At 34.7% G+C, this 26,806-nt stretch carries 19 protein-coding genes; 1 reads left to right on the forward strand and 18 read right to left on the reverse strand.

Annotated elements, in window-relative coordinates; translation table 11 throughout:
• Positions 1-120 precede the first annotated feature (120 nt).
• From ACWA1B_RS12325 to ACWA1B_RS12355, 7 genes are all read right to left on the reverse strand, one after another.
• On the reverse strand, positions 121-1,137 hold the full coding sequence (locus ACWA1B_RS12325) for a M28 family peptidase (RefSeq protein WP_456907276.1): 1,017 nt from the start codon (positions 1,135-1,137) through the stop codon (positions 121-123).
• Positions 1,138-1,143: 6 nt separating this feature from the next.
• Complete coding sequence (locus tag ACWA1B_RS12330) at positions 1,144-2,124, reverse strand: DUF3667 domain-containing protein (protein ID WP_456907278.1); 981 nt, start codon at positions 2,122-2,124, stop codon at positions 1,144-1,146.
• Between the two features lie 44 nt (positions 2,125-2,168).
• Positions 2,169-2,942, reverse strand: coding sequence for a dienelactone hydrolase family protein (locus ACWA1B_RS12335; protein WP_456907280.1), 774 nt, complete (start codon positions 2,940-2,942; stop codon positions 2,169-2,171).
• Between the two features lie 100 nt (positions 2,943-3,042).
• Positions 3,043-5,196: a penicillin acylase family protein gene (locus tag ACWA1B_RS12340; protein WP_456907282.1), complete on the reverse strand. Its 2,154-nt coding sequence runs from the start codon at positions 5,194-5,196 to the stop codon at positions 3,043-3,045.
• Positions 5,197-5,243: 47 nt separating this feature from the next.
• Positions 5,244-6,107: a cyanophycinase gene (locus tag ACWA1B_RS12345; protein WP_456907284.1), complete on the reverse strand. Its 864-nt coding sequence runs from the start codon at positions 6,105-6,107 to the stop codon at positions 5,244-5,246.
• Positions 6,108-6,118: 11 nt separating this feature from the next.
• Positions 6,119-7,615: a M20/M25/M40 family metallo-hydrolase gene (locus tag ACWA1B_RS12350; protein WP_456907286.1), complete on the reverse strand. Its 1,497-nt coding sequence runs from the start codon at positions 7,613-7,615 to the stop codon at positions 6,119-6,121.
• Positions 7,616-7,633: 18 nt separating this feature from the next.
• Entirely contained in the window at positions 7,634-8,086 is a 453-nt protein-coding gene (locus ACWA1B_RS12355; RefSeq protein ID WP_456907288.1) for an Lrp/AsnC family transcriptional regulator, read from the reverse strand.
• Between the two features lie 404 nt (positions 8,087-8,490).
• Here ACWA1B_RS12355 and rocD point away from each other — a divergent pair, with 404 nt between their 5' ends.
• Entirely contained in the window at positions 8,491-9,741 is a 1,251-nt protein-coding gene (gene rocD, locus ACWA1B_RS12360; protein ID WP_456907290.1) for an ornithine--oxo-acid transaminase, read from the forward strand.
• 126 nt (positions 9,742-9,867) lie between these two features.
• Here rocD and ACWA1B_RS12365 read toward each other — a convergent pair whose 3' ends face one another.
• The 11 genes from ACWA1B_RS12365 to ACWA1B_RS12415 all read right to left on the reverse strand — a co-directional run bounded on the left by ACWA1B_RS12365 (position 9,868) and on the right by ACWA1B_RS12415 (position 26,579).
• Positions 9,868-11,262, reverse strand: coding sequence for a RagB/SusD family nutrient uptake outer membrane protein (locus ACWA1B_RS12365; RefSeq protein WP_456907292.1), 1,395 nt, complete (start codon positions 11,260-11,262; stop codon positions 9,868-9,870).
• A gap of 10 nt (positions 11,263-11,272) precedes the next feature.
• Complete coding sequence (locus tag ACWA1B_RS12370; RefSeq protein WP_456907294.1) at positions 11,273-14,257, reverse strand: SusC/RagA family TonB-linked outer membrane protein; 2,985 nt, start codon at positions 14,255-14,257, stop codon at positions 11,273-11,275.
• 374 nt (positions 14,258-14,631) lie between these two features.
• Entirely contained in the window at positions 14,632-16,563 is a 1,932-nt protein-coding gene (locus tag ACWA1B_RS12375; protein WP_456907296.1) for a family 2A encapsulin nanocompartment cargo protein cysteine desulfurase, read from the reverse strand.
• Positions 16,547-17,467, reverse strand: a complete 921-nt coding sequence (locus ACWA1B_RS12380) for a family 2A encapsulin nanocompartment shell protein (protein ID WP_155101801.1) — start codon at positions 17,465-17,467, stop codon at positions 16,547-16,549. The genes ACWA1B_RS12375 and ACWA1B_RS12380 overlap by 17 nt, the downstream gene beginning before the upstream one ends.
• A 61-nt stretch (positions 17,468-17,528) precedes the next feature.
• Positions 17,529-18,440: a cysteine synthase A gene (gene cysK, locus ACWA1B_RS12385; RefSeq protein ID WP_456907299.1), complete on the reverse strand. Its 912-nt coding sequence runs from the start codon at positions 18,438-18,440 to the stop codon at positions 17,529-17,531.
• A 14-nt stretch (positions 18,441-18,454) separates the two neighbouring features.
• Positions 18,455-19,276 carry a serine O-acetyltransferase EpsC gene (gene epsC, locus ACWA1B_RS12390; protein WP_456907301.1) on the reverse strand — a complete coding sequence of 274 codons (822 nt, stop codon included), beginning with the start codon at positions 19,274-19,276 and terminating at the stop codon, positions 18,455-18,457.
• A gap of 30 nt (positions 19,277-19,306) precedes the next feature.
• Positions 19,307-20,962: an arylsulfatase gene (locus tag ACWA1B_RS12395; protein WP_456907303.1), complete on the reverse strand. Its 1,656-nt coding sequence runs from the start codon at positions 20,960-20,962 to the stop codon at positions 19,307-19,309.
• Positions 20,963-21,639: 677 nt separating this feature from the next.
• Entirely contained in the window at positions 21,640-22,902 is a 1,263-nt protein-coding gene (locus ACWA1B_RS12400; protein ID WP_456907305.1) for a YeiH family protein, read from the reverse strand.
• 63 nt (positions 22,903-22,965) lie between these two features.
• Complete coding sequence (locus tag ACWA1B_RS12405) at positions 22,966-24,582, reverse strand: sulfatase-like hydrolase/transferase (protein ID WP_456907307.1); 1,617 nt, start codon at positions 24,580-24,582, stop codon at positions 22,966-22,968.
• A 211-nt stretch (positions 24,583-24,793) separates the two neighbouring features.
• Complete coding sequence (locus ACWA1B_RS12410) at positions 24,794-25,510, reverse strand: thioredoxin domain-containing protein (protein WP_456907309.1); 717 nt, start codon at positions 25,508-25,510, stop codon at positions 24,794-24,796.
• 4 nt (positions 25,511-25,514) lie between these two features.
• Positions 25,515-26,579, reverse strand: coding sequence for a sterol desaturase family protein (locus ACWA1B_RS12415; protein ID WP_456907311.1), 1,065 nt, complete (start codon positions 26,577-26,579; stop codon positions 25,515-25,517).
• Between the last annotated feature and the right edge of the window lie 227 nt (positions 26,580-26,806).

Raw genomic sequence — 26,806 nt, forward strand, 5'->3', positions numbered from 1 at the left:
AGGTTCTAAGGTTTTTATACTTTGAGATTAATTTAAAATATAAAAAAGGGGATGAGTTTAAAAACTCATCCCCTTTTTTTTGTTTATCTTAGAATCTTAGTCCCTCAGCACCTTAGAACCTTATTTTTTATCAACTACAGGTCTGTTTTCTCTGTTTGCTAAATCCCACGCAAGTACAAAAGCAAGCTGTGCTCTTTTTGCTAAGGCGTCGTATTCTATTTTTTCAGGGGTATCATCTTTTCCGTGGTAGTCTTCGTGAACTCCATTGAAGAAAAAGATTGACGGAATACCATGTTTTGCAAAGTTATAGTGATCAGAACGCTCGTAAAAATGATTTGGATCTTTAGGGTCGTTAAATTTGAAATCCAAGTTCATTTTGATGTATTTGTCATTTTGAGCTACAACTGCATTGTGTAATTCACTAGATAATCTGTCTGCTCCAATTACATATACGTAATTATTTGTATTTGCGTGCTCAACATCACGACGTCCAATCATGTCAATGTTGATATCAGTAATTGTATTGGCAATTGGGAATAATGGATTTTCAGAATAAAAACGAGAACCGTGTAAACCGTGTTCTTCGCCAGTTACGTGAAGAAACAAAATAGAACGTTTTGGTCCGTGTCCTTCTTTTTTAGCTTTAGCAAATGCTTTAGCAATTTCCATTACAGCTACAGTTCCAGAACCATCGTCATCGGCTCCGTTGTAAACTTCACCATCTTTAATTCCCACGTGATCGTAATGCGCCGAAATTACCAAAACTTCATTTGGTTTTTCAGAACCTTCGATATAAGCCCAGATATTTTCTGAATCCGGTAAATTTTCATTACGTCTTGCATTTAAAAATGATGCTGGAATATGCTGATAATAATCTGTAGCTCCTTTAGGGAATGAGATTTTATTTTTTTTGTATTGTTCGATCATGTAAAGTCCGGCTTTTTTCTGTCCTTTTGAACCAGTTTCACGGCCTTCCATTTCATCAGAAGCAACAACATAAAGCATTTTTTTCAAGTCCTTTGCTGTGATCGAATTCATGTATTTCGTTGGGTCTGAATTGTCTTTTGAAGCAACAGACTGCGCATTTTTACATGAAAACGCCGAAGCAATTAATAAAAGAAGTACAATTTTTTTCATTTTGGGTTAGTGTAAATTAATGAATATGTATAAAACATAGAATATTAGTAAAAATAGAATAAAAAGAGAATTTATAACAAATAGTAATGCACTTTTAACAAATGATACAAAACGGCTTTCTCCATAAAAACGATGATGTGCCGGATAAAAATAGTAGCACATCCATATGATACCTACAAAATTTGTAATACCTGCTATTGCTTCTGCAATACCAGTTCCTCCAAATAATGCGGTTATTTTATTGACAATAAATAAGATCAGAAAGATTAAGAGCAAAAATGAAAAATAATGCAGTGTAAAAATTCCGTGGTCAAAATAATACCATTTCTTCTTACTGTGAAAAATCCATAGGAAAAAGGCAAAGAATGGCATTATAATGAAGAGGATTTTAGGGATGTTATGAATAAAAGATTCTATGAATTTCTCTATAATCTCTTTTTTTGTATTGTTTTCAGTAACATGAATGGCTTTTTCGTAGACCCAATATTCAAAATCAGAAAGTTTATCATTTTCTTTTCCATATTTCTGAACCGAATCGATTTCCTTCATCGTTTTTAATTCAAAATGGCTTTTGTCATTAAAAGTTGTAACTACTTTTTTCTCTTTTTTATCCTTTTTTGATGTTTGCGAAAGGAATTGATTTTCGCTCTTATTTATCTCTTCACTTACTTTATTAGGAAACATGGCAATCAGTAAAAAGGTAATAAAACTTATGAAAATATAAAGACGAACCGGAGCCAGATAAGACAATCTTTTTCCAGAAAGATATTCTTTTGTTAAAGTTGCCGGCTTTAAAAGCAAGTTTCTGATTGTTTTCCAAAATGCATTTTCATAATGCGTTAAGTCTTCAAAAAAATGAACAAATAAATGATGGAAAGTTTTGCGGGTATCACTGTTTTCTTGCCCGCAGTTTGGACAAAACTTTTGCTCGACTACATGCCTGCAGTTCAGGCAGGTTTTGTCTTCTCTGATTTTATTGTGTGACATTGGTTTATTTAGTTGATTTGGTGTTTTGGGTTAGTTTTTGGGTTTTACTTCTTAAGCACTTCGTTTAGAAAAAGCAATAAATGATCAAAAGATCGTTTTGCAGCTACAGGATTATAAGCAGCGCCCTTAGAATTGTCGCTTCCAGCTTCCGGATTTGTGAAAGAATGAACTGAATCTGCATAATAAATCATTTGCCAGTCGGCTTTTGAGTCGCGCATTTCTTGCTGAAAAGCGGCAACTTCATCTTTTGAAACAAAAGGATCATCAGCACCATGGCAAATCAAAACTTTAGCTGTAATTGGTTCTGTTTTTCTAGATGCGTCTTTGCCTAAACCGCCATGAAATGAAGCCACTCCTTTTACATTCAAATGTCCACGTGCCGCTTCAAGAACTCCAGTTCCTCCAAAGCAATACCCAATTACCACAATATTATCAGCATTTGCGCCAGATTTTATTAATTCCTGTAGTGCGGCGTTTATTCTTTTTTGATAAGCTTCGTAATTGGTTTTGTAGTAACCAGCTTGTTTTCCTGCTTCAGAAGTATTTTTTGGATAATTTCCTTCGCCATAAATATCAGCGATAAAAACAGTGTAGCCTTGTTTAGATAAGTTTTCTGCGATTCCTTTAGAAGCATTGTCAATTCCGAGCCATGCCGGCAGAAGCAAAATACCAGGATTTTGACCGCTTTTTTTAGCGGATTTTATAGATAAACCATTTAATACCTGATTTCCATCGGCATATTTTACGGGTTTTAATTGTGCGCTTATAGTGTTAGATAACAGAATGGTAGCAAAAATAAGAAGGGCTGAATTTTTCATGATTTTACAATTTTAAACAAATATCAGAAATATTCTCTTATAAAAAAACCTCAGAAGAAAGTTCTTCTGAGGTTTATAAAAAGTGATTTCTTCTGAGAGATTATTCGCCGGGATGATAGGTCTTTTCTGCATTTTTAGTGACGTCTTCTTTGTAGAAAAGAACATCTTTAAATTGGCCTTTTCGATACATTTCAGCTTGATCAGTAAAATGTTTTGAGTTTTCGTCGCCACTATTTCCGCCGGCCAATAGTGATTTTGCTTTTATTTTTGGCCCAAATTCAACTGCACAAATAAAACTGTTACCATTATATCCGTAACGTTTTTTAGAATTGTTTTGATAACTACTTTTGAAAGAAGGCAAACTTCCCCAAGAACCTGGCCCGTAGCCAATTGGCAAACTCGGTTTTGAATCGTCATATTTTAAATCAATTGCACCGCTTGAACGCTGAAAACGGTTGATTTCGCCCCAAGCCACCTGCCATGTTCCAAATTTTAATTCTAAATCTTTCAATACTTCCTGCAATTGTGGAATCATTTGTGCTGCCGTCGCTTTTTTTGCAAAATCCTTAGTGTTTTCAACCTGATCCAATTCTCCTTCATCAATGTAAGCTTTCAAAATAATTGGGTCTAATTTATAAGCCCATTCAATGGCAAGAGTAGTGGCAACTGAATTTTCTTTAGCATAATAATCCCAATATTTCAGTATTGAAATTGGCTCTTTTAATGCAGTATATTCTGGGGATTGTACGTTTATATTTTTTTCGAAAATATTCACTAAACGAGGAATCAATATTTCGAAAATAGATAATTTAGAATCATAACCGTCAGCAATTACTTTGTCTAAAGTATAACCATTTTCTTTGCTAAAAATTCGAACAGCATTTATACCTCTGAAGTTTTCTCCGTCCGGTGCCATATATTGAACATAATTTTCTTTTTTAGGGCTATTTTCCCCAGCCACTGAAAAGGGAGTAGAGTTGCAGTTTTGCAGCCAGCCATTTACAGGATTGTATAAATGAACGGTTTCGTTTACTTCATGCAAACCTTTCCATTGTGTTGCTGAAGTTGAACCGTCAATTACTTTTGACCAATTTAAATTTTTGTCACGAATCGGGATAAAATTGCCGTGCCAATACGCTATATTTCCTTTATTATCAGCATAAACAGTATTGTTTGATGTGTTGGCTTTCAAATCCATTGCTTTTTTATAATCGTCAAAACTTGTCGATTTTGTTCGTACCCAGCTTTGAATCAAACTCATCATCGAACGGTTGTTTGATTTTAAGCTGATCCATTTTCCGTCGCGTTTGGCCATGATTGGACCGTTGTTGGTAAAATAGGTTTTGAATTTTTTCGGAATCAACTTTCCATTTTCAGTATAATTGATCGTGATTTCTTTTGTCGTTACAGGCAAAAGTTTATTGTCAAATTCGTAAAATAATTTGCCTTTTTTATCGATAATTTTTTCGGCATACATATCTGCAACATCAACGTTTGATGATGTATGCATCCAACCGCAGTTTTCGTTGAAACCTTGATAAATAAAGAATTGTCCCCAAGTTACCGCGCCGTAAACGTTTAAACCTTCTTCGCTCGTAATTTGAACCTCGGGTCTGAAATAAAAAGTTGTATGTGGATTTATGTATAGAATTGCATTTCCTTCAGCGGTTTTGGATGGACCAAATGCAAATCCGTTTGAGCCGGTTTGGACATATTTTTCTCTTTCTACGTACGCCACTTTATCATTATTTCCAGAATAAAATGCTTTAAGTTCGGCTGTTGAAAGGTCTGCGGTACTAATTGCACCAATACTTCCATCAGTCCAAAGCAACGGATACCAAGGCTCAAAACGCGTCAAAAGTGCCGGTTTTACTTCTGGATGCTTGTATAAATAAAAGTTGATGGCATCGGCATAACTATTCAAAAGTTTTTTTAGCCATTCTGGAGCTTTTTTATAATCGGTCTTAGCTTCTTCTGTATCAATCAAAAGTTTGATTTCTAGATCATTGTACAAAACCGATTGTCCTTTTATTTCAGAAAGGCGTCCTAGTTTTTCAATATAATTCATTTCAATTCTTTTGAAATCGTCTTCACATTGCGCGTATAATAGTCCAAAAACGGCATCGGCATCTGTTTTTCCATAAACATGCGGAATTCCCCAATTGTCTCTAATGATAGTAACTTGTTTGGCAAGATTTTCCAATCGGGCAACTTCTTTTGTGTTGATTTTTTGTGCCGAAATTTGAAAACTCACACAAATGAAAAACAAGGATTTTATAATTTTAGAATAGAAATGCATGATTACTTGAGATTAAATTTTTGACCGGGAGTGTAAATGCTCATTTGTAAATTCTCGATCGATATAAGATTGTTTTTGTTTGATTTTTTAATGCCTTTTGGTTTGCGAACCACAATAACTTCGCTTTCTCCAGCAACTTCAACTTGATTATTTTGAACAATAATTGCGGTTGCTTCGTCGATACCAATTCCTGTTAGTTCTGGAAATTCAACCAATGCAGAAAGTAATCTATTATAACGGTTTCTTTTTAAGAAATGCTGATCAATAACGGCACTTTTCAATAATCCCAAACCTTCAGAAGTTTCTAAATTATCATATCGAATATTATCAAAAGTACCTGAATATTCTTTTTCTAATTTTTGATTTCCAGTAATCATTTTTTCAGACATTACGGCAGCTCCGGCACTCGTTCCCGAAATCGTGCTTCCGTTTTCGTATGCTTTTTGAATTGCTGTTTTTATAGGTGTATTATGAGCAACAGCCATAAAACGACTTTGGTCACCGCCGCTTATGAAAATCAGTTTTGCTTTTTGAACGGAGTCTGTAAGTTTTTTGTTTTGTGCCGTTTCTTTGTTGAAATTCAGCATCACAATTGGGTTTCGCGTCAATTTCACCATTTGAGTTTTAAAGAAAACAAATGAACTATCCGGTTCTTCACTTGACATTGGCAAAACTACAATATAATCTTTTTCCGCTAATTCAGCGACAGTCAAAACTTGTTTCATTAAAGCATCTGAACGATCGCCTCCGCCAATTATGAATAATTTTCCTTTTGGATTTTGCGCCTGCAATAAAAAGCTTGTCAATACTAATAATGCCGAAATTGATTTTTGGAAAGAAAATTTAAAAAGAAACTTGTTTTTCATGGTTTTGTCATTTAATTATTCGGATTTTCTAAAAATTTTAAAAGAGAAGAATTGACAATAAAAAGCACATCTTTTATTTTGTCAAAATCTACTTTAGAAAGTTTGTCATTTGGCGTATGGTAATCATCGTGAAAACCGCTGAAAAAAGTCATAATCGGAATTCCTTTTGCGGTAAACGATGCGTAATCGCTTCCAGAATGTCCGTTTGTTTCCCACAGATCTAAACTAAACGGATTTTGAAGCTTAGAGTTGATTTCGTTTGACATTTTTCGTAGGTTTTCATCTTCCTTTTGAGTTCCAATACTTAAAATACGGTGTGATTTATCTTCGGGCGCGCTTCTGGAAATCATATCCATATTAATTGCCAAAAGTATTTTCTGTTTTTTGAAATCAAAATTCTCAACAAAATATTCACTTCCCAAAAGCCCCATTTCTTCAGCAGTCCATGAAGCAAAAAGAATATTGCAAGGAGGTTTTATTTTAGATTCCGACCATTTTTTTGCTAAAGCCAGCATTCCTGATGTTCCCGATGCATTATCATCGGCACCGTTATAAATCGAATCTTTTATTATGCCCAAATGATCGTAATGTGCACCAACAATAATGGTTTTAGTAGAATCTTTTCCTTGAATCATTCCTAAAACATTTCGGACGGGGAGAGTTTCAGTCTGTAATTCAATGGAGAAATTAATTTCTGTGTTTTTTAATAGGGAAGAAGCAGTTTGAAGTTTCTGAGCTTTTTTTTCAAATGTTTCGAATGAAATTTTAGTTTCAGACAAAAGTTTTTCGGCTGCTAATTTACTTAGCTTAAAAATTGGTATCGAAACATTTGATGTGGTTTCCAAAGAATGAAAAACATCATTTTCTTTTGATTTTTTGGGTTTGAAATTTTCTTTAGAATCAATAATAATTAAAGCAATTGCCCCTCTGTTGACGGCAGTCTGTAATTTTGTTTCTTCTACATTATTTTCTTCGGGAAATAATTTTTTGAATTTCTGATAAACTGTAGATGTTGTGTCTTGATGACTTGGAAATCCTTTTATTACGACAACAATTTTATTTTTTACATCTTGATTTTTATAATCGTCATAACTTCCGTCAGGAACACTTAATCCATACCCTGCAAAAACAACTTGTGCATTTCTTCTTAAAGATGTTGAAATTGGTGCAATCTGAAAATCCTTTTCGGGGAAAAATACAACGGTTTCTTTTCCTTTTTTGAATTCAAAATTCGTTTTTGTAACAGTATGATCTAAAACTTTAAAATCCTGAAAATAGTCTTCAGATTTGTAAGGCTTAAGCTGAAACAAACTCATCAATGAGGCAACATATTCTGAAGCCATAAAACCGCCTTTTTGAGTCGCACCGCGGCCTTCCATCCAGTCCGAAGCCAAAAAAGAAAGCGTTCCTGTAAAATCACTTTTAGAAGGATTTGGAACTGAAATCTGTGAAAACAGCAAAGAATTGCAATAGAACAAAGCAAGTAAAAGCAATATTCGGAAACGCATTTTTTAGTTGTAAGAGGTTTATAATGAGATGTTTCTTTTGAAGGCACAGCCTAATTCAATAATCGAATCAGTTTTTGCAATACCGGGAATACTGTCGATTTTTTCATAAAGAATTTTACGCATATGCTCATGATTTTTTGCAATAATTTTGATGTAAAGCGTAAAAGAACCCGTAACATAATAACACTCTGTGATTTCGGGAATTTTTTTCATTTCTTCGATAATTCGATCAGAATCAGAATCTTTATTTAATGTGATTCCCGTGAAAGAAGCCCAATCGTAACCAATATTTTTTTCTTGTATAATAGGTTTAATTCCGCCAATAACACCTTGCTCAATCATTCTATTGATCCGCTGATGTACCATGGTGTTGGAGATTTTTAAATTAGTTGCAATGGCTGAAAAAGCCATTCTTCCGTCTTTTTCTAATTCTTTCAGTATATTAATATCGAATTCGTCTAGTATATCCATTCTTTTAAATTCTTCTTTTTATTTTATATAGTGCCTACGGACATGATTATTTTATATATAATTTTTTCTACCAATATTTAACTCTTAATGGAGTATTAAATTTTTTATGCCTAATCATTTAAATATCTCGGAGAGATTAAATATTGGTAGCTAAAAAAAAAATAGCACAACCCATTTTGTCTCGTAGAGACTGCATAAATTTTTATTTTTTTTTGATTTATAAAAGTAACTATTTTTTTTAATAATTAGGAATAAAATCATAATAGTACTGATGTTAAATTTTATTTTAAATTTAGTTTTAGAATTAATTTGACTTAATTGACTGACTTTTAAGTTTAATTTTTTCTTTTTATCCTTGTATTTAATATTTTTTGATATTTTTGTATTCGAAAAAATAACATATTATGATACATACTGAAAAATCACTTTCATCAAAATCTGAAGTTTTGATTGAAAAAGAGAATAAATACGGAGCTCATAATTATCATCCGCTTCCTGTGGTATTAGAAAAAGGAGAAGGTGTATATGTGTGGGATGTTGATGGAAAGAAATATTTTGATTTTTTATCGGCTTATTCTGCTGTAAATCAAGGGCATTGTCATCCTAGAATTGTTCAGGCAATGGTAGATCAGGCGCAAAAATTGACGCTTACGTCTCGTGCCTTTTACAATGACAAATTGGGAAATTATGAAGAATATATAACCAATTATTTTGGTTTTGATAAAGTTTTGCCAATGAATACTGGTGCTGAAGCCGTAGAGACAGCACTTAAAATATGTAGAAAATGGGCTTATGAGGTAAAAGGAATTCCTGAAAATCAGGCGCAGGTAATAGTATGCGAAAACAATTTTCATGGAAGAACAACTACGATTATTTCATTTTCTAATGATGAATCGGCTCGTAAAAACTTCGGACCATTCACAGATGGATTTATAAAAATTGAATATGATAATCTTGAAGCTCTTGAAAAAGCATTAGAATCATCAAAAAATATTGCAGGATTTTTAGTTGAACCAATTCAGGGTGAAGCAGGAGTTTACGTTCCGTCAGAAGGATATTTAGCGAAAGCAAAAGCGTTATGCGAAAAACATAATGTCTTATTTATTGCCGACGAAGTTCAGACAGGAATTGCGCGTACAGGAAAATTATTGGCAGTTCACCACGAAAATGTGCAACCTGATATTTTGATTTTAGGAAAAGCAATTTCGGGAGGTGTTTATCCTGTTTCGGCTGTTTTAGCAAATAACGAAATCATGAATGTGATTAAACCAGGTCAGCATGGATCTACTTTTGGTGGAAATCCTGTTGCGGCGGCGGTTGCGATTGCAGCATTGGAGGTGATAAAAGATGAAAAACTAGCTGAAAATGCAGAACGTCTTGGTAGTATTTTGAGAAAAGGATTAAATGAAATCGCCGAGAGAAATCATTTGATTACACTGGTTCGCGGAAAAGGACTTTTGAATGCAATTGTAATCAATAGTACTGAAGATTCTGACTTGGCTTGGGAAATTTGTCTTAAATTCAGAGACAACGGTTTATTAGCAAAACCTACTCACGGAAACAAAATCAGATTGGCTCCGCCATTAGTGATGACCGAAACTCAAATTCAGGAATGTCTTGAAATTATTGAGAAATCTTTGAATGAGTTCAGATAAACTTTAGGGACAAAGGGTCAGAGTTACAAAGGCTCAAAGGTTTTTATTATATAATTTAAAGGTCCAAAGTTTTATAGTTATTTATAAAACTTTGGACCTTTGTTATTTTGTCACTTTGAACCTAACTTAGCTTCCGTAGCCTGGATTTTGAGTGATTTTTTTGTTGGTATCCATTTCTTTTAATGGAATAGGGAAGACCAATCTGTTTGAATCATAAGGAAGAACTTCGGAACCGTCACCATCTGTACTGATATCAATTGATTGTTTTGTTCTACGGATATCGTGAATTAAAAAACCTTCCATTCCTAATTCTAATTGACGTTCTAATAAAATATCATCAACAGTTACAGTAGTCAATTCATCGGCGTTTGCTCTTGAACGAATAATATTAATATCGTCCAAGGGTGTGTTTCCTACCGAAGTTCCGGTACGTAAATTACTTTCGGCTCTAATTAAATACATTTCGGCTAAACGAATTATTGGAAGATCACCAAATTGATCTGTAAATTTAGATGTTAAAAGCCTTCCGTTGTCTTCATTTACATAATTAAATACAGCTCTGTCATCAGGATCGCTGAATTTGTTTAAATAAGCATTTCGAATAGAAAAATCACCACCGCGTCCTCCATTTCCTTCAGAAGCATAAAAAGTTACTGCGTCATTTACGCCGGTTTGTTTTGTAATTTGAATAGCAAAAACATCTTCCGTTTTATCTGTATCATGATTAAAGGCATCTGCATATTTTAGAGATAATTCGTGTCCGCTGTTTTCGATTACATCATTTGCGGCATCTCTCGCTGCAGCATAGTTTTGCTGCTGCAAATAAACTCTGGCTAATAAAGCTTTGGCAGAATATTTATCAGCATAAAAACTATTTTCGGCTGGAAGATTGGTGTAAGCCAAATTTAATCCGTCAATGATCACTTTGTAAACTTCATCTACAGTGCTTCTCTCTTTTGAAAGATCTACACTGAAATCGTAAATTGCATTAGGTCTGATTACAACTCCTAATTGAGTATTAGCTTGTCCGGCAACATAAGGTTTTGCAAAAAAGCGCACCAAATCAAAGTAAGCTAATGATCTTAAAAAGTTAGCTTCGCCAATCATAACCGCTCGTCTGTCCGGATCTTTTACTTTGTCAATATTTTCAATAACAGTATTAGCGGCATTGATCATTGAGTAAAGTCTGGAATAAGTACCTTCAATAATTACGTTGTCAGCAAGCATTGTCTTCAGGTACATTTGTCGAAGTTCACCAAAACTTCCACGCCATCTTAAATCGGTTGTGCTTAGCGAACCTGTCACACCAAGTAAATCTGCGTAAAGTAAGACACGGCCGCCATAAGCATTTCCGTTTGCTGCAAGTGAATATGTACCAGTAAGGACATTTGTGACACCGCTTTCAGTACTTAAAGTCACTGATGCATCTTCAGACTGTTTTGGATCTAAATTTAGCTGATCTTCACAACTCGTAAAAAAGACTGCGAAAATTATAAGTAAGATTAATTTATTTGCTTTCATTTTGTTCTTTTTAAAAATTAATATTTACTCCTATTGCCATAGTTCTTGCAGGTGGTGCTGAGTAAAAATCTTCTCCAACTCCTGAGTCATCTCTCCTTGCTTCAGGATCCGTTCCTTCATAATTTGTAAAAGTGAGCAAGTTTACAGCTGTAAAATAAATCCTTAAGCTGCTCATTCCTGCTTTATTTACGGTTTCTTTAGGTAAAGAATAACCTAATGTAACGTTACGTAAACGAATAAAATCGGCTTTGTCTAAATAACGTGTAGATTCCTGTGTTCCATTTGAACCTCCAAAACGTGCTTGAGGCACATTTGTAATATCGCCTGGATTTTGCCAACGATTTAACTGATCTGCGGTTTGGTTGTCAAAATAATCTGCTGCTGTCGACATATATATTCCTGCCGAGTTATAAATACTCGCGCCCCATTCGCCTTGAAATGTAAAGTTAAAATCAAAATTTTTATAATTCATTGTATTAGTCAATCCAGACATTAAAGTTGGGAAAGGATTTCCGGCCACAATTCTTTTAGCTTCACTATAGTCGTTAGTGGTACTTTTGTCAAGACTTCCATCGGCATTTACTGTGTTTTTTACAAAAAGAGCATCACCATTTGCAGGGTCAACACCAGCGTATTCAACTAAATAAAATGATGAAATATTTTCTCCCACACGGTTGATGTTATAATTTGTGACAACATCAGTATTATTATTAGGCAATGATTTTACTTTTGATTCGTTTGTTGTAAGGTTGAAACTTGTAGTCCATTTGAATTTTTCTGTTTCTACATTTTTTGTATTCAAAGTAAATTCAAATCCACTGCTTTTTATTTCTCCAATGTTTGTATTGATTGATGTCGCGCCAGAGCTTGGAGCCAGAGGTTTTTCAAAAAGAAGGCCGTCAGTACGTTTGTCATAATAATCGACTTCTAAATTGATTTTATTAAGGAATCCAACTTCAACACCAACATCAGTTTGAGATGATTTTTCCCAAGTAAGATTATCATTTCCGGCTTGGCTGAAAGTTAATCCTGATTTTAAGTTATAGGAACTAGGTCTGTATAATTGACGTGACGCAAAGTTTCCAACTTCAGCATTTCCTACCTTACCCCAGCTTGCTTTTAATTTTAAATAGCTTAAAACAGTATTGTCTTTTAAGAATTCTTCTTGCGAGATAACCCATCCGGCTGAAAACGCTGGAAAAACTGCAAAACGTTCATTTTTTCCAAATCGAGATGATCCATCACGACGGATACTTGCTTTGAAAAGGTATTTGTTTTTGAAACTATAGTTGAATCGGCCGAATTGAGAAACAAAGACATAATCAGTTTCAGAGCCATGTCCTTCATTTACTTCCGCACCGCCATCAACCGTATGAAAATCATCATTTGGGAAATAAATACTGTTTACATCTTGATATCTTCTGTTGTATTTATTGAATTCCATACCAGCAACAGCATTAATAGTATGATTTTCAGCAAAAGTTAGATCGTATGTAAAGTAATTACTGAAAATATAGCTTTCAGTATTCACAGAGGTTGCAAAAACAGCTCCGTCAGTGGCCATAAAAGGAGCATTTTTACCTTGCCAATAATCTTCGGTCTGAGTCAATAAATCATAAGCAAAATCAGAATTGAATTTCAACCCTTTTACCAGTTTTAATTCACCGAATATTTTTCCTGTAACTCTTCTCATAATAGTTTTCCAGGAAGTATTGTCTTTTGCTAATAAATAATTGACATACTCTGTGTTTGGATTAGGAGTTCCATCTTCCAATCTCGCTTGTGAAATCGGAGCCTGAGCTACAGATTGCATAGGTGTAGAGAAGGAGTTGTCATCCTGAACCCTGTCAATAACGGATCGTGAAAAACCGATATTCATTCCAGCTGTAAATCGATCTGTAATTTTATGAGATACGTTTGATCGCGCTGTAATTCTTTCTAAGCTATTGCTGTCAACAATACCAATTGTATTGTTATAAGCTCCAGAAAAGAAATATTTTGTTTTGTCATCACCCCCAGAAACAGAAAAATCGGCATCGGTTGTATAACCAGTTTTTAAAGCAATATCTTGCCAATTTGTGTCAATTTCGCCGTTTCTCCAATCTGTTCCCTGAGATAAATATTCCAATTCATCTTCTACAGATTCTAAATCATCAACATTTCGCCCAGCTTCCTGTAGCAATTCTACATATTGTTTTGCATTCAGAAATTTTTTAGTGTGAGTGGCTTCACTGATACCCTGAGAGAAGTTTAAAGAGAAATTTCCTTTACCTTCTTTACCTTTTTTGGTTGTAATGATTACAACTCCATTGGCTCCACGAGCTCCATAAATAGCCGAAGAAGAAGCATCTTTTAATACATCAATTGATTCTATTTCGTTAGGGGCTAAGGTTAACAGCGGATTTGTAGGTGCTCCGTTACTAGATTCGTCATCTGTGATAAGCGGAATACCATCTAAAACATACAAAGGCTGTGTACTGGCGCTTATACTCGCAGCTCCACGAACTCTAATATTCATTCCTCCTTCGACTTTACCATTTGTCTGTGTAATTTGTACTCCGGCTAATTTACCAACTAAGGCATTTTGTACGTTAGCAACAGGTACTTGCTGAATATCTTTTGCAGTTACACGAGCAATATTATCGGTTAAATTCTTTTTTGATTGTGTACCGTAACCGACAACAAGAACGGCTTCAAGCTCATTTTGAGTTTCAACCATTTTAATTGTCATTGAATTAGAAGCTTTTACTTCAACGGTCGCAAAACTAATATAACTAGCTACTAAAATATCGCCAGTATTGGCCTTAATTTTGAAATTTCCATCAAAATCAGTTTGTGTACTGACACTTGTTCCTTTGAGGACAATATTTACCCCTGGAATAGGAACACCTTTATTATCAGTAACTGTACCAGAAATTGCCCCTCCTTGAGCCACAGCTATTTGTACGTTTAAAACGAGCAATAGCCACAAAAAATGTTTAAAATTAATTTTCATTTTTTATTGTGTTTAAATTAGTTCTTTCAAATATCTTAAATTTATGTTAAGTTTAAGCCTCTTTTTAACATTAAAAATAACATATAACTTCATTTTTGTAATATTTGTAACAATGAACGTCCAAATACTTTTATTTTGTAAAAATTTAAGTGGTAATATGATTAATATTTAATGAATCGGTTTTGTTTAAAGTTTTATATGTTAAGAATTAACATAAAAACAAAGAAAGTGCTAGTTGTTCTAGGTGTTTGTAAAAGAATTTGATTAATTTGTTAATAAAAAAGCGACTGTTCAGGAAAACAATCGCTTTTGGGTATAATTACTTAAAATATCAAAAAAAGTAATTATTTTTTTGAGCATTTAATCTCTGTTTTTTAAAATTTAGCTTTTTTAAGTTCCCACAAAGTTTTGATAAAGGTATCAACGTCTTGTGTAGTGTTATAAAATGCCAATGAAGGACGAACTGTGGTTTCAACTCCCATTCTTCTCAAAATGGGTTGCGCACAATGATGCCCGGTTCGAACTGCAACACCTTCTTTGTTTAATGCCTGACCAACTTGATCATTTGTATATCCTTGTAAATTAAAAGATAATACACTTGCTTTGTCTTTTGCAGTTCCAATTAAACGTACGCCCGGGATTTCTTTAAGAAGCCTTGTTGCATATTCTAATAAATAATGCTCATACTGGCCAATTTGTTCAATTCCGAGTTTCGTTACATAATCGATTGCGGCGCCAAGACCAATTGCATCAGCGATATTTCCGGTTCCGGCTTCGAAACGATTGGGTGCTTTGTGGTATTTTATTTCCTCAAAAGTTACATCCTGAATCATATTTCCACCAGATTGATACGGTTGCATTTCGTTCAATAAATCTTCTTTGCCGTATAAGGCTCCAATGCCTGTTGGACCAAATAATTTATGTCCAGAAAAAACCAGCCAATCCGGATTTAAATCCTGAACATCCACCTTCATGTGCGAAACAGATTGTGCTCCGTCAATTAAGACTTTTGCACCTGCTGCATGCGCCATTTCGGTTATTTTTTTGGCAGGAGTTACGGTTCCTAACGCATTTGAAACTTGTGTAAAAGCAACTAAACGAGTTTTTGAATTCAGCAGTTTTGCATATTCATCAAGTAAAATCTGACCATCATCATCAACAGGAATTACCCGAAGTTTTAACCCTTTTTTATCGGCTAATCTTTTCCAAGGAACTATATTAGCATGATGCTCCAAATTGCTTACAATAATTTCATCTCCAGAATTTAAATTTTGATCGCCCCAAGTTGAAGCTACCAAATTTATTGCTTCAGTTGCGCCGCGTACAAATACAATTTCGTTTACAGAAGACGCATTTAAAAACGTTTTTACTTTTTCACGAGCAGCTTCATAAGCGTCAGATGCTCGTGCTGCCAATTCATGTGCCGCACGGTGAATGTTCGAATTTTCATGCTCGTAGAAATACGCAATGCGATCAATAACTGATTTTGGTTTCTGAGTCGTTGCGGCATTATCAAACCACACTAAAGGTTTTCCATTTACAGTTTCACTCAGAATTGGAAAATCTTTTTTGATCAATTCGGCATTAAAAGCTGAAGCTGTACTGCCGCTTAATGGATTTGTTCCAAAAGAACTTCCAACAATCGCATTTGTATTTTTAGGATCAAAAGCAAACGCATTCTGATCTAAAAAATAATACGAGTTTTGTAGATCATTTCCGCTTGACGGAAAATCATTTCGCTTTCTGAAAAAAGTATCAACAGTTTCTAAGGCTGCTTTTAACTCATTTTCAAAAGATGAATTTTCACTTTGAAAAGGCAAATATTGATCATTTAAATACAGCGATGAAAAAAGTGATTCTTCATTAAGCTGTGGCGCTCCACTGTTTTTTAAATTAATATCATAAAAACCTGTTTGCGGATTATTGATGTTTAATGCATTGTCTTCTGGAACTCCCGATGAAGGAATACCATATTTAGGATCATAACCAGCACCAGCGTTTGGGTATAAAGCTGCAGCACTTGAGCTTTGAGAAGCACTTGTTGGAGAGCCTCCAAAACCGCTGAACGAAGGTGGAGCCAAATTAACATTTAACGGACTTTGCGCAGGAAACGGCGTTAAAATATTGGCACCGCCCGCATGCAAAAGTGTTTCTGCAATCTTTGTCGCACGAGGATGCTCAGCTTTGTCTGGACTTAATGAAATTTCTTTCGGAAATTCATTGGGCAGCGCGCTGAACAGTTCGTTTGCAAGAAACTGCAAATCGTCAATGTTTGGCAATCCGTCTGGGTTAGTATTTGTACTCATGATACTTTCCTATTTCGACATCTTCTAAAACAGCGATGGCATCATCAACCAAAATAGCTAAAGAACAATAAAGCGAAACTAAATATGAAGCAATCGCTTTTTCATTTATTCCCATAAAACGAACTGATAATCCAGGAGACTGCTCACCTTGTAATCCCGGCTGAATCAATCCAATTACCCCTTGACGGCTTTCACCAGTACGCAATAAAATGATTTTTGATTTCCCTTTTTCGATTGGCAGTTTATCCGATGGAATAAGCGGAATTCCTCTCCAAGTTAAAAACTGAGATCCAAATAAAGAGATTGTCGGCGGCGGGACGCCTCTACGAGTACATTCGCGTCCAAAAGCAGCAATTGCCAACGGATGCAGTAAAAAGAAACCAGGTTCTTTCCAAACTTTAGTCAGTAATTCGTCTAAATCATCTGGAGTTGGAGCGCCAGTACGTGTTTTTATAATTTGCGAAGGCGCCACATTGCTTAATAATCCATAATCTTTATTATTGATTAATTCGCTTTCCTGACGTTCTTTAATGGTTTCTATTGCCAAACGAAGCTGTTCTGAAATCTGGTTATACGGTTTGCTGTATAAGTCAGAAACACGCGTATGAACTTCTACGATTGTTTGAACGGCAGCAAGATTATATTCTCTTGGATTTTCAACATAATCAACAAAAGTGTTTGGTAAAACTCTTTCGTCGCGTGCAGAACAATCGACTTCAATGTGGTTTGCATTTTTAACTTTGTTCAAACGAAACACACCCGATTCTACCGGCGTCCAATGCAAAAGATGTGTCAGCCAGCGCGGAGAAGTTGTGCCAATTTGGGGTACGGTACGTGTTGCAATTGCGAGCTGTCTTGCTGCAACATCGCCTAATGCGGTCTGTTGTTGTTTTGATTCTGCCATTTTTCTGGTATTTTAATAGGTTTGTAAATTATTTTTTGCTTGCTTAAAGTTATTCATAATTTTAATCAAATAACTCATCTACAGATAAATATCTTTCTCCCGTATCATAATTAAAAGTTAGAATTACGGCATCTTCAGGAATATCTTTTAGTTTTCTTGAAAGTGCGGCAAGTGCTGCTCCGGTCGATATTCCGGCAAATATTCCTTCTTCTTTTGCTATTTTTTTGGTGAAATTGTACGATTCGTTTTTATCAACGGTTAAAATCTGATCGACATATTCCCGATTAAAAACTTCTGGAATAAAACCTGCTCCAATTCCCTGAAACGGATGCGGAGAAGGCAATCCGCCACTCAAAACTGGTGATAAGGCCGGTTCAACTGCATAAGTTTGAAGATTCGGGAAATGCTGTTTCAAAATTTTTGAAACTCCGGTAATATGACCTCCAGTTCCAACTCCGGTAATCAGATAATCGATTCCATCCGGAAAATCGGTTACAATTTCTAGAGCTGTTGTTTTTTCGTGAATTTCAACATTTGCTTTGTTGGTAAATTGCGATGGAAGAAAAGAGTTTTTAATCGTCGAAGCCAGTTCTTTTGCTCGCTCAACTGCTCCTGAAGTTCCTTTTTCTCTTGGAGTCAAAACATATTCGGCACCATAGGCATTCAAAATTCTCCTGCGTTCAATACTCATCGATTCTGGCATTACCACAATAACTTTATAACCTTTTACTGCGGCAACTAGTGAAAGTCCAATTCCAGTATTTCCTGAAGTTGGCTCAATAATTACAGTATCTTGATTTATAAGTCCTTTTCGTTCGGCATCTTCAATCATTGCAAGAGCGATTCGGTCTTTAATACTTGAACCGGGATTTGATTTTTCCAGTTTAATCCACACTTCATGTGATTTAAAAAGTTTGTTTAATCGAATGTGAGGAGTGTTTCCTATGGTTTCTAAAATGTTTTGATATTTCATTGGTTTTGATATTTTTAAATAGAATAAAAAATGGGTGCAGGGAAAGGATTATTATCTCTGATTTTAATTTCGTTTTTATGATATACAACAGAATTGGATGGAATTGTGTACGTAAGCCAGACATTTCCTCCAATTATGGAATCTTTTCCAACTGTAGTTTGACCGCCAAGAATAGTGCTGTTGGCATATATAATGACATTATCTTCAATAGTTGGATGTCTTTTTATAAAGGCTTCATCTTTTTTTACGCTCAAAGCGCCAAGCGTAACGCCTTGATAAATTTGCACATTATCGCCAATAATTGTTGTTTCACCAATCACGATTCCTGTTCCGTGATCGATGGCAAAATCTTTTCCAATTTGTGCACCGGGATGAATTTCGATACTCGTTTTTATATGAGCATATTCTGAAATTGTGCGGGCTAATAATTTTAAATCCTGCTCCCAAAGCTGATGAGAAAATCGATAAACGGCAATAGCGAAAAAACCAGGATACGAGTATAGCACTTCTTCCAGAGATTTGGCCGCAGGATCTTTTGTAAATATGGTTACAGCGTCGTTTAATGCTTTTTTGTGCAAATTTGGAATCGCTTCAAAAAAGATTTTAGTCTGCTGTTTTTGGTCACTTTTTGGTGAAAAATCCAAAACCAATTCATCAAACTGTTTTTCCAGCTGATTGAATTTGTATTTGATTGTTGCCTCAGACTCTAATGATTTTGAGGTATTCGAAAATAAAATGACAAACAAATCATCTATAAACTGATGAATTAATTTTTTCTCAGGCAGAATAACTAAGTCATGATGCTGTTTTGCTATTTCTTGATAAAATGAACTCATAACGATTATTTTATAGTTAGAAAAAGATTTTTATTTCTTTAGAGATGCGCCGCCCGGCATTACCTCAGGTTTTAGTTTGAATTTGCTGTATTCCACAACGCCAGTGCGATCTGCCCATTCAAAATAAGAAGCCGAAAGTTTATTTACAATTCCCGGATTTTGCTGTGCTACATTGGTAGTTTCGCCACGATCTGTTTCTAGATTATAAAGTTCCCATTCATAAGAAGGATAAATCGAAACCAATTTCCATTTCCCTTCACGAACCGCTCTATTTCCTGCTCTTTCCCAGAATAGCGGTTCGCCTCTGTTTACTTCTGAAACATTGTCAAATAAAACAGGAAGCAGACTTTTGCCAGGAAGCGGATTCGTATTGACGTTATTATAATTTTTTGGATATTCGATTCCGGCCAATTCATAGAAAGTAGGAGCGAGGTCAATAATATGTCCGGTTCCTTTGTCAATTCGTCCTGCTTTTATTTTTGATGGAAACCAAGCAATAAACGGCGAACTGAAACCGCCTTCGTGCATATTATTTTTATATTGCTGAAGTGGTGTATTTGATAAATAAGCCCAGTTTTGCTCCTGATAATCAAATGATCCTGAAGTTCCAACGGGTCCGTCATTTCGAACTAAACCTCTTCCTAACGGATTGTAAGTATTAAATCCGCCTTGAGCCCCGTTGTCTGAAATGAAAATAATCAATGTGTTTTTATCTTTTTTAAGCGCTTTTAATTTGTCTAAAACTTTCCCCACATTCTGATCCATATTGTCGACCATTGCGGCATAAACTTCCATTTTCGCTTTCCAAAATTGTTTTTCGTCGTAAGTCAGTTTGCTCCATTCTGGCACTTCTGGATCTCTTGGCGAAATGGTTTGATTGGCTGGTAAAATACCGCTTGCTTTCAGTTTTTCGATTCTTTTTTCTCTTAAAACATCCCAGCCTTCGTCAAATTTCCCTCTGTATTTGGCAATGTCAACAGGTTTTGCCTGCAACGGCCAATGCGGAGCTGTAAAAGCTAAGTACAAAAAGAAAGGTTTGTTTTCTTTATTTTGTTCGTCTAAGAAAGTGACAGCATTGTTTCCAATTTCATCTGTAAAATAATACGAATCATCTTTGGGATGCAGTTCTTCATTATTACGGATTAATTTTACCGGATAAGGCGTTTTTCCAAAAGGCAAAGGTTTGGTATCAAAATAATTGGATGCACCTTTTAAAATGCCATAAAACTTATCAAAACCTCTTTGGTTGGGCCATTGTGCATGATCTTCGGAACCAACATGCCATTTTCCTGATAAAAGTGTGCTATAACCTCCAGAACGGAAAACTTCTCCCAAAGTCAAAGATTCTTTATTCAAATAGCCTTGATAAGCAGGCAATCCTAAATTCACATCAAAAAAACCAACACCGGCTTTGTGCTGATATTGACCGGTTAGGAGGGAAGCTCGCGTTGGCGCACAAATTGAATTATTGTAAAATTCGCGCAAGCGCAAACCTTCATTTGCCAGTTTATCGAGATTTGGAGTTTTAATTTCCGAACCATAATTTCCTAAATCAGAGTATCCCATATCATCTACCATAATCAGAATGATATTTGGTTTTGCAGTATTCTGAGCTTTTATTGTAGTAAAACTGACAGCTCCGGTAAATAACGCAGAAAATAATATTAAAGTAATTTTATTGTTCATTTTAAAATGCTTTTTGTTTGTTGCTTTTTTGTTTTGTATGTGATAAATGTTCTTTAATTGGTTTATTTCTGTTGCCGCAGAAATGACTTTTTATAAAGGTATAACATTAAGGCACAGCTTCGTTTGAAACGAACTGCATAATATGTTATAGGTAAAATTTGAGTAAAATAGAGGCTTGTTCTGATTTTAAATGAAACAAAATCATCGCAAACAAAAGTGAGAATTAACAACAGCTACACATATAACAAAAAGTGTTATGTGTGTTTTTTTTAGAAAGAATGTGAAACGTTTTGTGTGCTATTGTTTTCAAAATGTAAGTTTTAAATATTAAACTCTACTAATTCTATAGACAAAGTTATATTTAATATTGTAAAAACCAAATTAATCTTGATTTTTTTTTGAAAAAAGAAGTGATGGAGAAGGGGTTAAGGAATTTTTTAAAGTGTAATTTATTGATTTTTAGGTAATTGTGGTGATGTTTGAGAATGTATTAAAGATGTAGTTTGTCATTTCGAGGAACGAGAAATCGCACAAGTTTATCCACAAAGATTGTTGAGTTTCTTTGTAGAATTCCTAGTGCGATTTCTCGTTCCTCGAAATGACAAACAGGATGGTAATTGACACCTATAAAAAAATTAGCAAACTTTGCGTAAAACCTTGCGTTCTTTGCGGTTAAGCTACTTCCCAAAAAGCAAATATGCAATAATCAAAGTCACAATAACATTGAATATTTGCGCAATTAAAAAAGCGTATAAAGGTTTACGACTATTATTAGCAAGTAAATCTTTAAAATTAGTTTCGAGGCCAATACTTGTAAAAGCTAAGGCAAACCAAATTCCTTGCAAATTTTTCAAACTGTCTTTTACCGAATCTCGAACTTCTGAAGTAATAAAAAAAGAAAATAGGAGAGAAGCCAGAATAAAACCAATTACGAATTTTGGAAAACGTTCCCAAATAACTTTCAAAGTAGGTTTTGATTCCACAACTTCAGCCGATTTATTGTGCGTGTAAGTCCAATAAACCGAAATTGCAAAAGCGGCTAATCCTAATAATACATTCTGAGAAAATTTTACAATGGTGCTAATTTTTAAAGCTGTTTCGCCAACCAAAGTTCCAGAAGCCACAACAGCTCCAGAAGTATCAATACTTCCGCCAAGCCACGCGCCAGTAACTTCTTCAGGAAAATTAAAATATTTAGCAATTATGGGCATGAAAATCATCATTGGAATTGCCGTTACCAAAACAATCGAAATAACATAAGACAACTTTTTAGAATCGCCTTTAATAGCGCCCGAAGTTGCTATCGCTGCAGAAACACCGCAGATGGAAACGGCACTTGAAATCATCATGGTTAATTCATCATCGACTTTTAATTTTCGGCAAAGCCAAAAGGCAAAATACCATACAGATAGAACAACAACCAAAGCCTGAATTAAGCCTAATGAACCTGCCTTTAAAATATCAGAGAATATTACACTCGTTCCCAACAATACCAATCCGATTTTGACGAAAACTTCTGTAGAAAGTGCCGAGCGAAACCATTCTGGAAGTTTGATAAAATTTCCAATTGCTAAACCAATTATTAAACTGAAAATTACAGCTTCTAAATTGATGGATTTTATAGCTGAATTTCCCGCTAGAAGTAGCGCAATCAAAGTTAAAATATACAATATCGGAAAAGTCAGAAGGAAATATTTAACTGATTTTCCAATTAAAAAAGTGCCGAGCGTTCCAATAAAAATTAGATACAAAAATTGAATCAGGAGTATTTTTAAGTTTGCGAAATCAAATACTTTCGTTTTTAAATCGTTGCTGTCTGACCAGCTGAAAACCGGAACTTCAGGAAGAAAAATAAAAAGAGAAATTCCGATAATTAGAAATCCTAGAATTACTACAGTCCAATCTTCGTGAATGTTGAATTGTTTAGTTTGAGATGACATTAATTGAGTTTTAGATTAAACCCGATAGGTTTTAAAAACCTGTCGGGTTTGTATATTGTTTAATTACAAATCCACAAAGTATTTTTGTTTTCCAAAATCGAATTCGTAGTAAGTCAAATTAGGCCAAAGCGGTTTAATCAATCCTTTTTCCCAATTTTGTAAAGCGGTTTGCAGTTCTTTTACTTTTTCAGGATTTTTTGCAGCCAAATCTGTGGTTTCAGATTTGTCTTTTGCTAAATCATAAAGCCAGGTTTCGTGCGTTTTTCCGCTTACAATTAATTTCCAGTTACCGCTTCGAATCGCTTTTGCATCGCCGGAACGCCAGTACAAATCTTTATGCGCTTCCTTATTGTTATTGACAACATCAATAAGATTAACGCCGTCATAAACACGATCTTTTGGTAATCCGGAACCGGTAACAGAAGCAATTGTACTGAAAATATCCAAAGTACTAACAGGTGTTTTATAAATGGTATGCGGTTTGATTTTTCCCTTCCACGAAAGTGCAAACGGAACATTAATACCGCCTTCAAAATGAGAAAATTTACCACCTTTTAAAGGTGCATTTGTGGTTGCAAAAGTATAATCGGCACCACCGTTGTCGCTGGCAAAAATGATTAATGTGTTTTCTTCTAAACCTTCTTTTTTGACTTTTGCTCTGATTCTTCCAATTGCATCGTCTAAAGCGCTTATCATTGCATAATAAACGCGCTTGTTTTCGTCTTTTACATTCGGAAAACGATCGTAATATTTTTTACGCACCTGAAATGGCGTATGTGGCGCATTAAACGGAACGTAAAGTAAAAATGGTTTATTTTTATTCTTATCGATAAAAGCTTCTGCTTCATCAGCAAAGGTTTCAGTTAAATAAGCCTTGTCATGAATAATGGTAGTATCTCTGCGAATTTGCCCAATTCCGATACGGCCATTTCCCCAAATCATTTTATCGGTGAAATCTTTATGATGATGATTGATAATATCGGGATTATCATCTTCTGGCGTGTAAAGCGAAAATGCCTGATAAAATCCGTAATGATAATCGAAACCTCGGTCTAAAGGGAAAAATCCTTTGTTGTGACCCAAATGCCATTTTCCGATTATTGCCGTATTGTAACCTTCTTTCTTGGCTAAATCGGCAAAAGTAATTTCAGATTGTGGCAAACCTTGTGTGGCTATAGACGCTTCGTTTGGATATTCAATTTTATTGTTTAATCTCCAATTATTCGTATTGATTAAATATTTGAAAGCATAATATTCTAAATTGTTTTTTGGATAACGATCGCCCGGCTGATATTCGTGTCCAAAACGTTCTTGATAACGTCCTGTAAGCAATCCCGCGCGTGATGGCGAACAAATAGAAGCCGATACATAGCCATCTGTAAAAGTAACTCCCGACGCTGCCAAAGAATCAATCTGAGGTGTTGGAACTTCTTTTGCTCCGTAAAGAGAAATATCATATTTGCCAAGATCATCAGCAAGGAGAATAATAATATTCGGCTTTTTTACTGAAGTTGAGGTATCTTTTTGTGCCAAAAATGCAGCTTTTCCTTTAGTTAGTTTTTCGTTTGGTTTTATTAAAGTTCCGTCTGTGTTTATTGGCCAGAATAAAAATGCTGCTATAAGAAGCAGAACAATTAAAATGGGTATAACAATCTTTTTTATTTTTTTATAGTTTGGCATATTTTGGTTTTTGGTTAGTTTTTTTGAATGGAACAAAAGTGTCTACAAGAGCTTTGTGTTTTATGCGCATTTTTGTCATTTCGACGAAGGAGAAATCTTCGCAAGAAGCTCTACAAAGATTGGATATTCGTTGCGGAGTTACTCGTGAAGATTTCTCCTTCGTCGAAATGACAATATTGTGGTTATCCAAGTTTAAATAAAGGTCAAAAAGTTATTTCGATGCCAAAGCAACATCAACCTCATTTTTCAAATTTTCAAAACCTTCTTTTTTAAGAATGATTTTTCCATTTTGATATAGAATTAAAGTTGGGAAAACTTTTATTTTTTTCAAATCAGCAATGACTTGTGTGTTGTCCTCCAAATCAATTTCAACTATTTTGAGATTGCTTCCGTACTGTGTTTTTATAGTTTCTAAAACAGGTTTAACTTTTTTGCAGGCGCCGCAATAAACTGAACCAATATCGACCAAAACCGTTTTATTATCAGATATAATTTTGTTGTATTCTGCTAAAGTTAATTTGCTTTTTGAATTGGTGAAATAAGTTTTTCCACCTCCAATCCAATTGGCAATTCCGCCTTCAAGACTATATACTTCTTTGAAACCTTTTTTTAGTAAATCATCGGCAAGCCAAACACTTCGTCCAGCGCCAATAGAATAGGTAAACACGGGTTTTGATTTGTCTAAAACTGCTATGCGTTCAGCGTAATCTTTTGATTCCAAATTAAAATTTACCGCACCAATAATATGATTCAATGCAAATTCTTCAGCTCCTCTTGCATCAATTATCTGTGGATTTTTTTCAGCTTGAATTTTGCTGTAAAAAGCATCTAATGAAATTGTGTTCGAGCTTTTAGTTTGTGAAAAAACAGTAATTGCAATAAAAAATGCAATTACTGTTAAACTATTTTTGAAAGTTCTATTTTTCATAATTTTAAGATTGAACCTGTTCTAATATTGGTGCAGGAGTTTCTTCAACAACAACAGTTTTAGACTTTAAAGGAAATGACAATACACCATCAGCAAGAGAACTTCCTTCTTTTTTAGATTTGAATATTGGCCATAAAAACTGTGCATACCATTCTTCTTGTTTGTATGATTTTGTTCCGTAAGATTCTGGGAATTTACGTGTGATTAATCCTGTTCCGAAAATTACATCCCAAATAAAAAACATGTTTCCGAAGTTGCCTTTGAAGTGTCCAACACCGTCTCCACTAGTATCTGCGTGGTGTGCGTGGTGTGTTGCTGGAGTCGAAATCAATCTTTCTAAAACCCATGCAATTGGATGCAAAACTCTGTATTTGTAAAATGGTTTGTCCCACGCAATACTTGAATGCGCGCCCAATGTGATGAAACTTTTAATTACTAAAACAAATAAAGCCGGTAAACCTAATCCTAAATACGTTAGTGTTGCAGTCAAATAAATTTGAGAAAAGAAAACCGTGTAAATAAAGTTTTGTCTGGAAGCCATCGCCATTCCCATATAAGGAGCGGAGTGATGTGTTCTGTGAAAACGCCATAAAAATGGTACTTGATGATGCAATCTATGGTACCAATATTGCGTCAAATCATCTGCAATGGCGATTAGGAAAAAACCTCCCCAAAACGGAACCCACGAAAGTGCATTAGCTAAATTTGGAATTAGATATGGCAGAGCTGTCAAACTAAAAAAAGCAATTACTGGAGGTAAAAGCAATTTTGGAGCAAGAAAACAAACGATATCTATTTTGCGTTCTTCACCTGTCCAATCGTCATCATACAAACCTGCAGCAAACTCAATTGCGCCTAAAACAAGCATAAAAACGGTTAAGCCCCAAGTTCTGATATGTTCAAAAGCGGGTTTTGAAAATTCTAAAAAAGCAGGAAGTGAAATATGTGATTCACTTACTAAATTATTACTTAATTTGAAGTAAAGGAAAATTGCCACTACAGGCAAAGAATATATAAAAAGGCTTATTAGTAAGTCTCTTGTCAGTTTTTCTCTTTGTACTATTGCCATGATTTCTTATTTTAAAAATTGATTAATTAATGCTAAACCTCCCGCCAGAATAACCAGCGGCACTAAAAAAACAATCGCGCCTACGATGATTTTTTTTCCTATAATTTCATAGTCTACTCGTTTCATTATTTCTTACTTTTTTATTGTGTGTTGGTAATCAAAAAGTTATATTTTGTAAATTTAGTTTAAAAACTTTTAATTCTATGGAATTAGTAGTGTTTTAATTG

Source organism: Flavobacterium xizangense, from assembly GCF_054075145.1.

What these genes read in the sequence shown, in the direction of transcription:
- ACWA1B_RS12325 (WP_456907276.1), bottom strand. Translation starts at nt 1,137, where the DNA reads ATGAAAAAAATTGTACTTCTTTTATTAATTGCTTCGGCGTTTTCATGT.
- ACWA1B_RS12330 (WP_456907278.1), bottom strand. Translation starts at nt 2,124, where the DNA reads ATGTCACACAATAAAATCAGAGAAGACAAAACCTGCCTGAACTGCAGG.
- ACWA1B_RS12335 (WP_456907280.1), bottom strand. Translation starts at nt 2,942, where the DNA reads ATGAAAAATTCAGCCCTTCTTATTTTTGCTACCATTCTGTTATCTAAC.
- ACWA1B_RS12345 (WP_456907284.1), bottom strand. Translation starts at nt 6,107, where the DNA reads ATGAAAAACAAGTTTCTTTTTAAATTTTCTTTCCAAAAATCAATTTCG.
- ACWA1B_RS12350 (WP_456907286.1), bottom strand. Translation starts at nt 7,615, where the DNA reads ATGCGTTTCCGAATATTGCTTTTACTTGCTTTGTTCTATTGCAATTCT.
- ACWA1B_RS12355 (WP_456907288.1), bottom strand. Translation starts at nt 8,086, where the DNA reads ATGGATATACTAGACGAATTCGATATTAATATACTGAAAGAATTAGAA.
- rocD (WP_456907290.1), top strand. Translation starts at nt 8,491, where the DNA reads ATGATACATACTGAAAAATCACTTTCATCAAAATCTGAAGTTTTGATT.
- ACWA1B_RS12365 (WP_456907292.1), bottom strand. Translation starts at nt 11,262, where the DNA reads ATGAAAGCAAATAAATTAATCTTACTTATAATTTTCGCAGTCTTTTTT.
- ACWA1B_RS12370 (WP_456907294.1), bottom strand. Translation starts at nt 14,257, where the DNA reads ATGAAAATTAATTTTAAACATTTTTTGTGGCTATTGCTCGTTTTAAAC.
- ACWA1B_RS12375 (WP_456907296.1), bottom strand. Translation starts at nt 16,563, where the DNA reads ATGAGTACAAATACTAACCCAGACGGATTGCCAAACATTGACGATTTG.
- ACWA1B_RS12380 (WP_155101801.1), bottom strand. Translation starts at nt 17,467, where the DNA reads ATGGCAGAATCAAAACAACAACAGACCGCATTAGGCGATGTTGCAGCA.
- cysK (WP_456907299.1), bottom strand. Translation starts at nt 18,440, where the DNA reads ATGAAATATCAAAACATTTTAGAAACCATAGGAAACACTCCTCACATT.
- epsC (WP_456907301.1), bottom strand. Translation starts at nt 19,276, where the DNA reads ATGAGTTCATTTTATCAAGAAATAGCAAAACAGCATCATGACTTAGTT.
- ACWA1B_RS12395 (WP_456907303.1), bottom strand. Translation starts at nt 20,962, where the DNA reads ATGAACAATAAAATTACTTTAATATTATTTTCTGCGTTATTTACCGGA.
- ACWA1B_RS12400 (WP_456907305.1), bottom strand. Translation starts at nt 22,902, where the DNA reads ATGTCATCTCAAACTAAACAATTCAACATTCACGAAGATTGGACTGTA.
- ACWA1B_RS12405 (WP_456907307.1), bottom strand. Translation starts at nt 24,582, where the DNA reads ATGCCAAACTATAAAAAAATAAAAAAGATTGTTATACCCATTTTAATT.
- ACWA1B_RS12410 (WP_456907309.1), bottom strand. Translation starts at nt 25,510, where the DNA reads ATGAAAAATAGAACTTTCAAAAATAGTTTAACAGTAATTGCATTTTTT.
- ACWA1B_RS12415 (WP_456907311.1), bottom strand. Translation starts at nt 26,579, where the DNA reads ATGGCAATAGTACAAAGAGAAAAACTGACAAGAGACTTACTAATAAGC.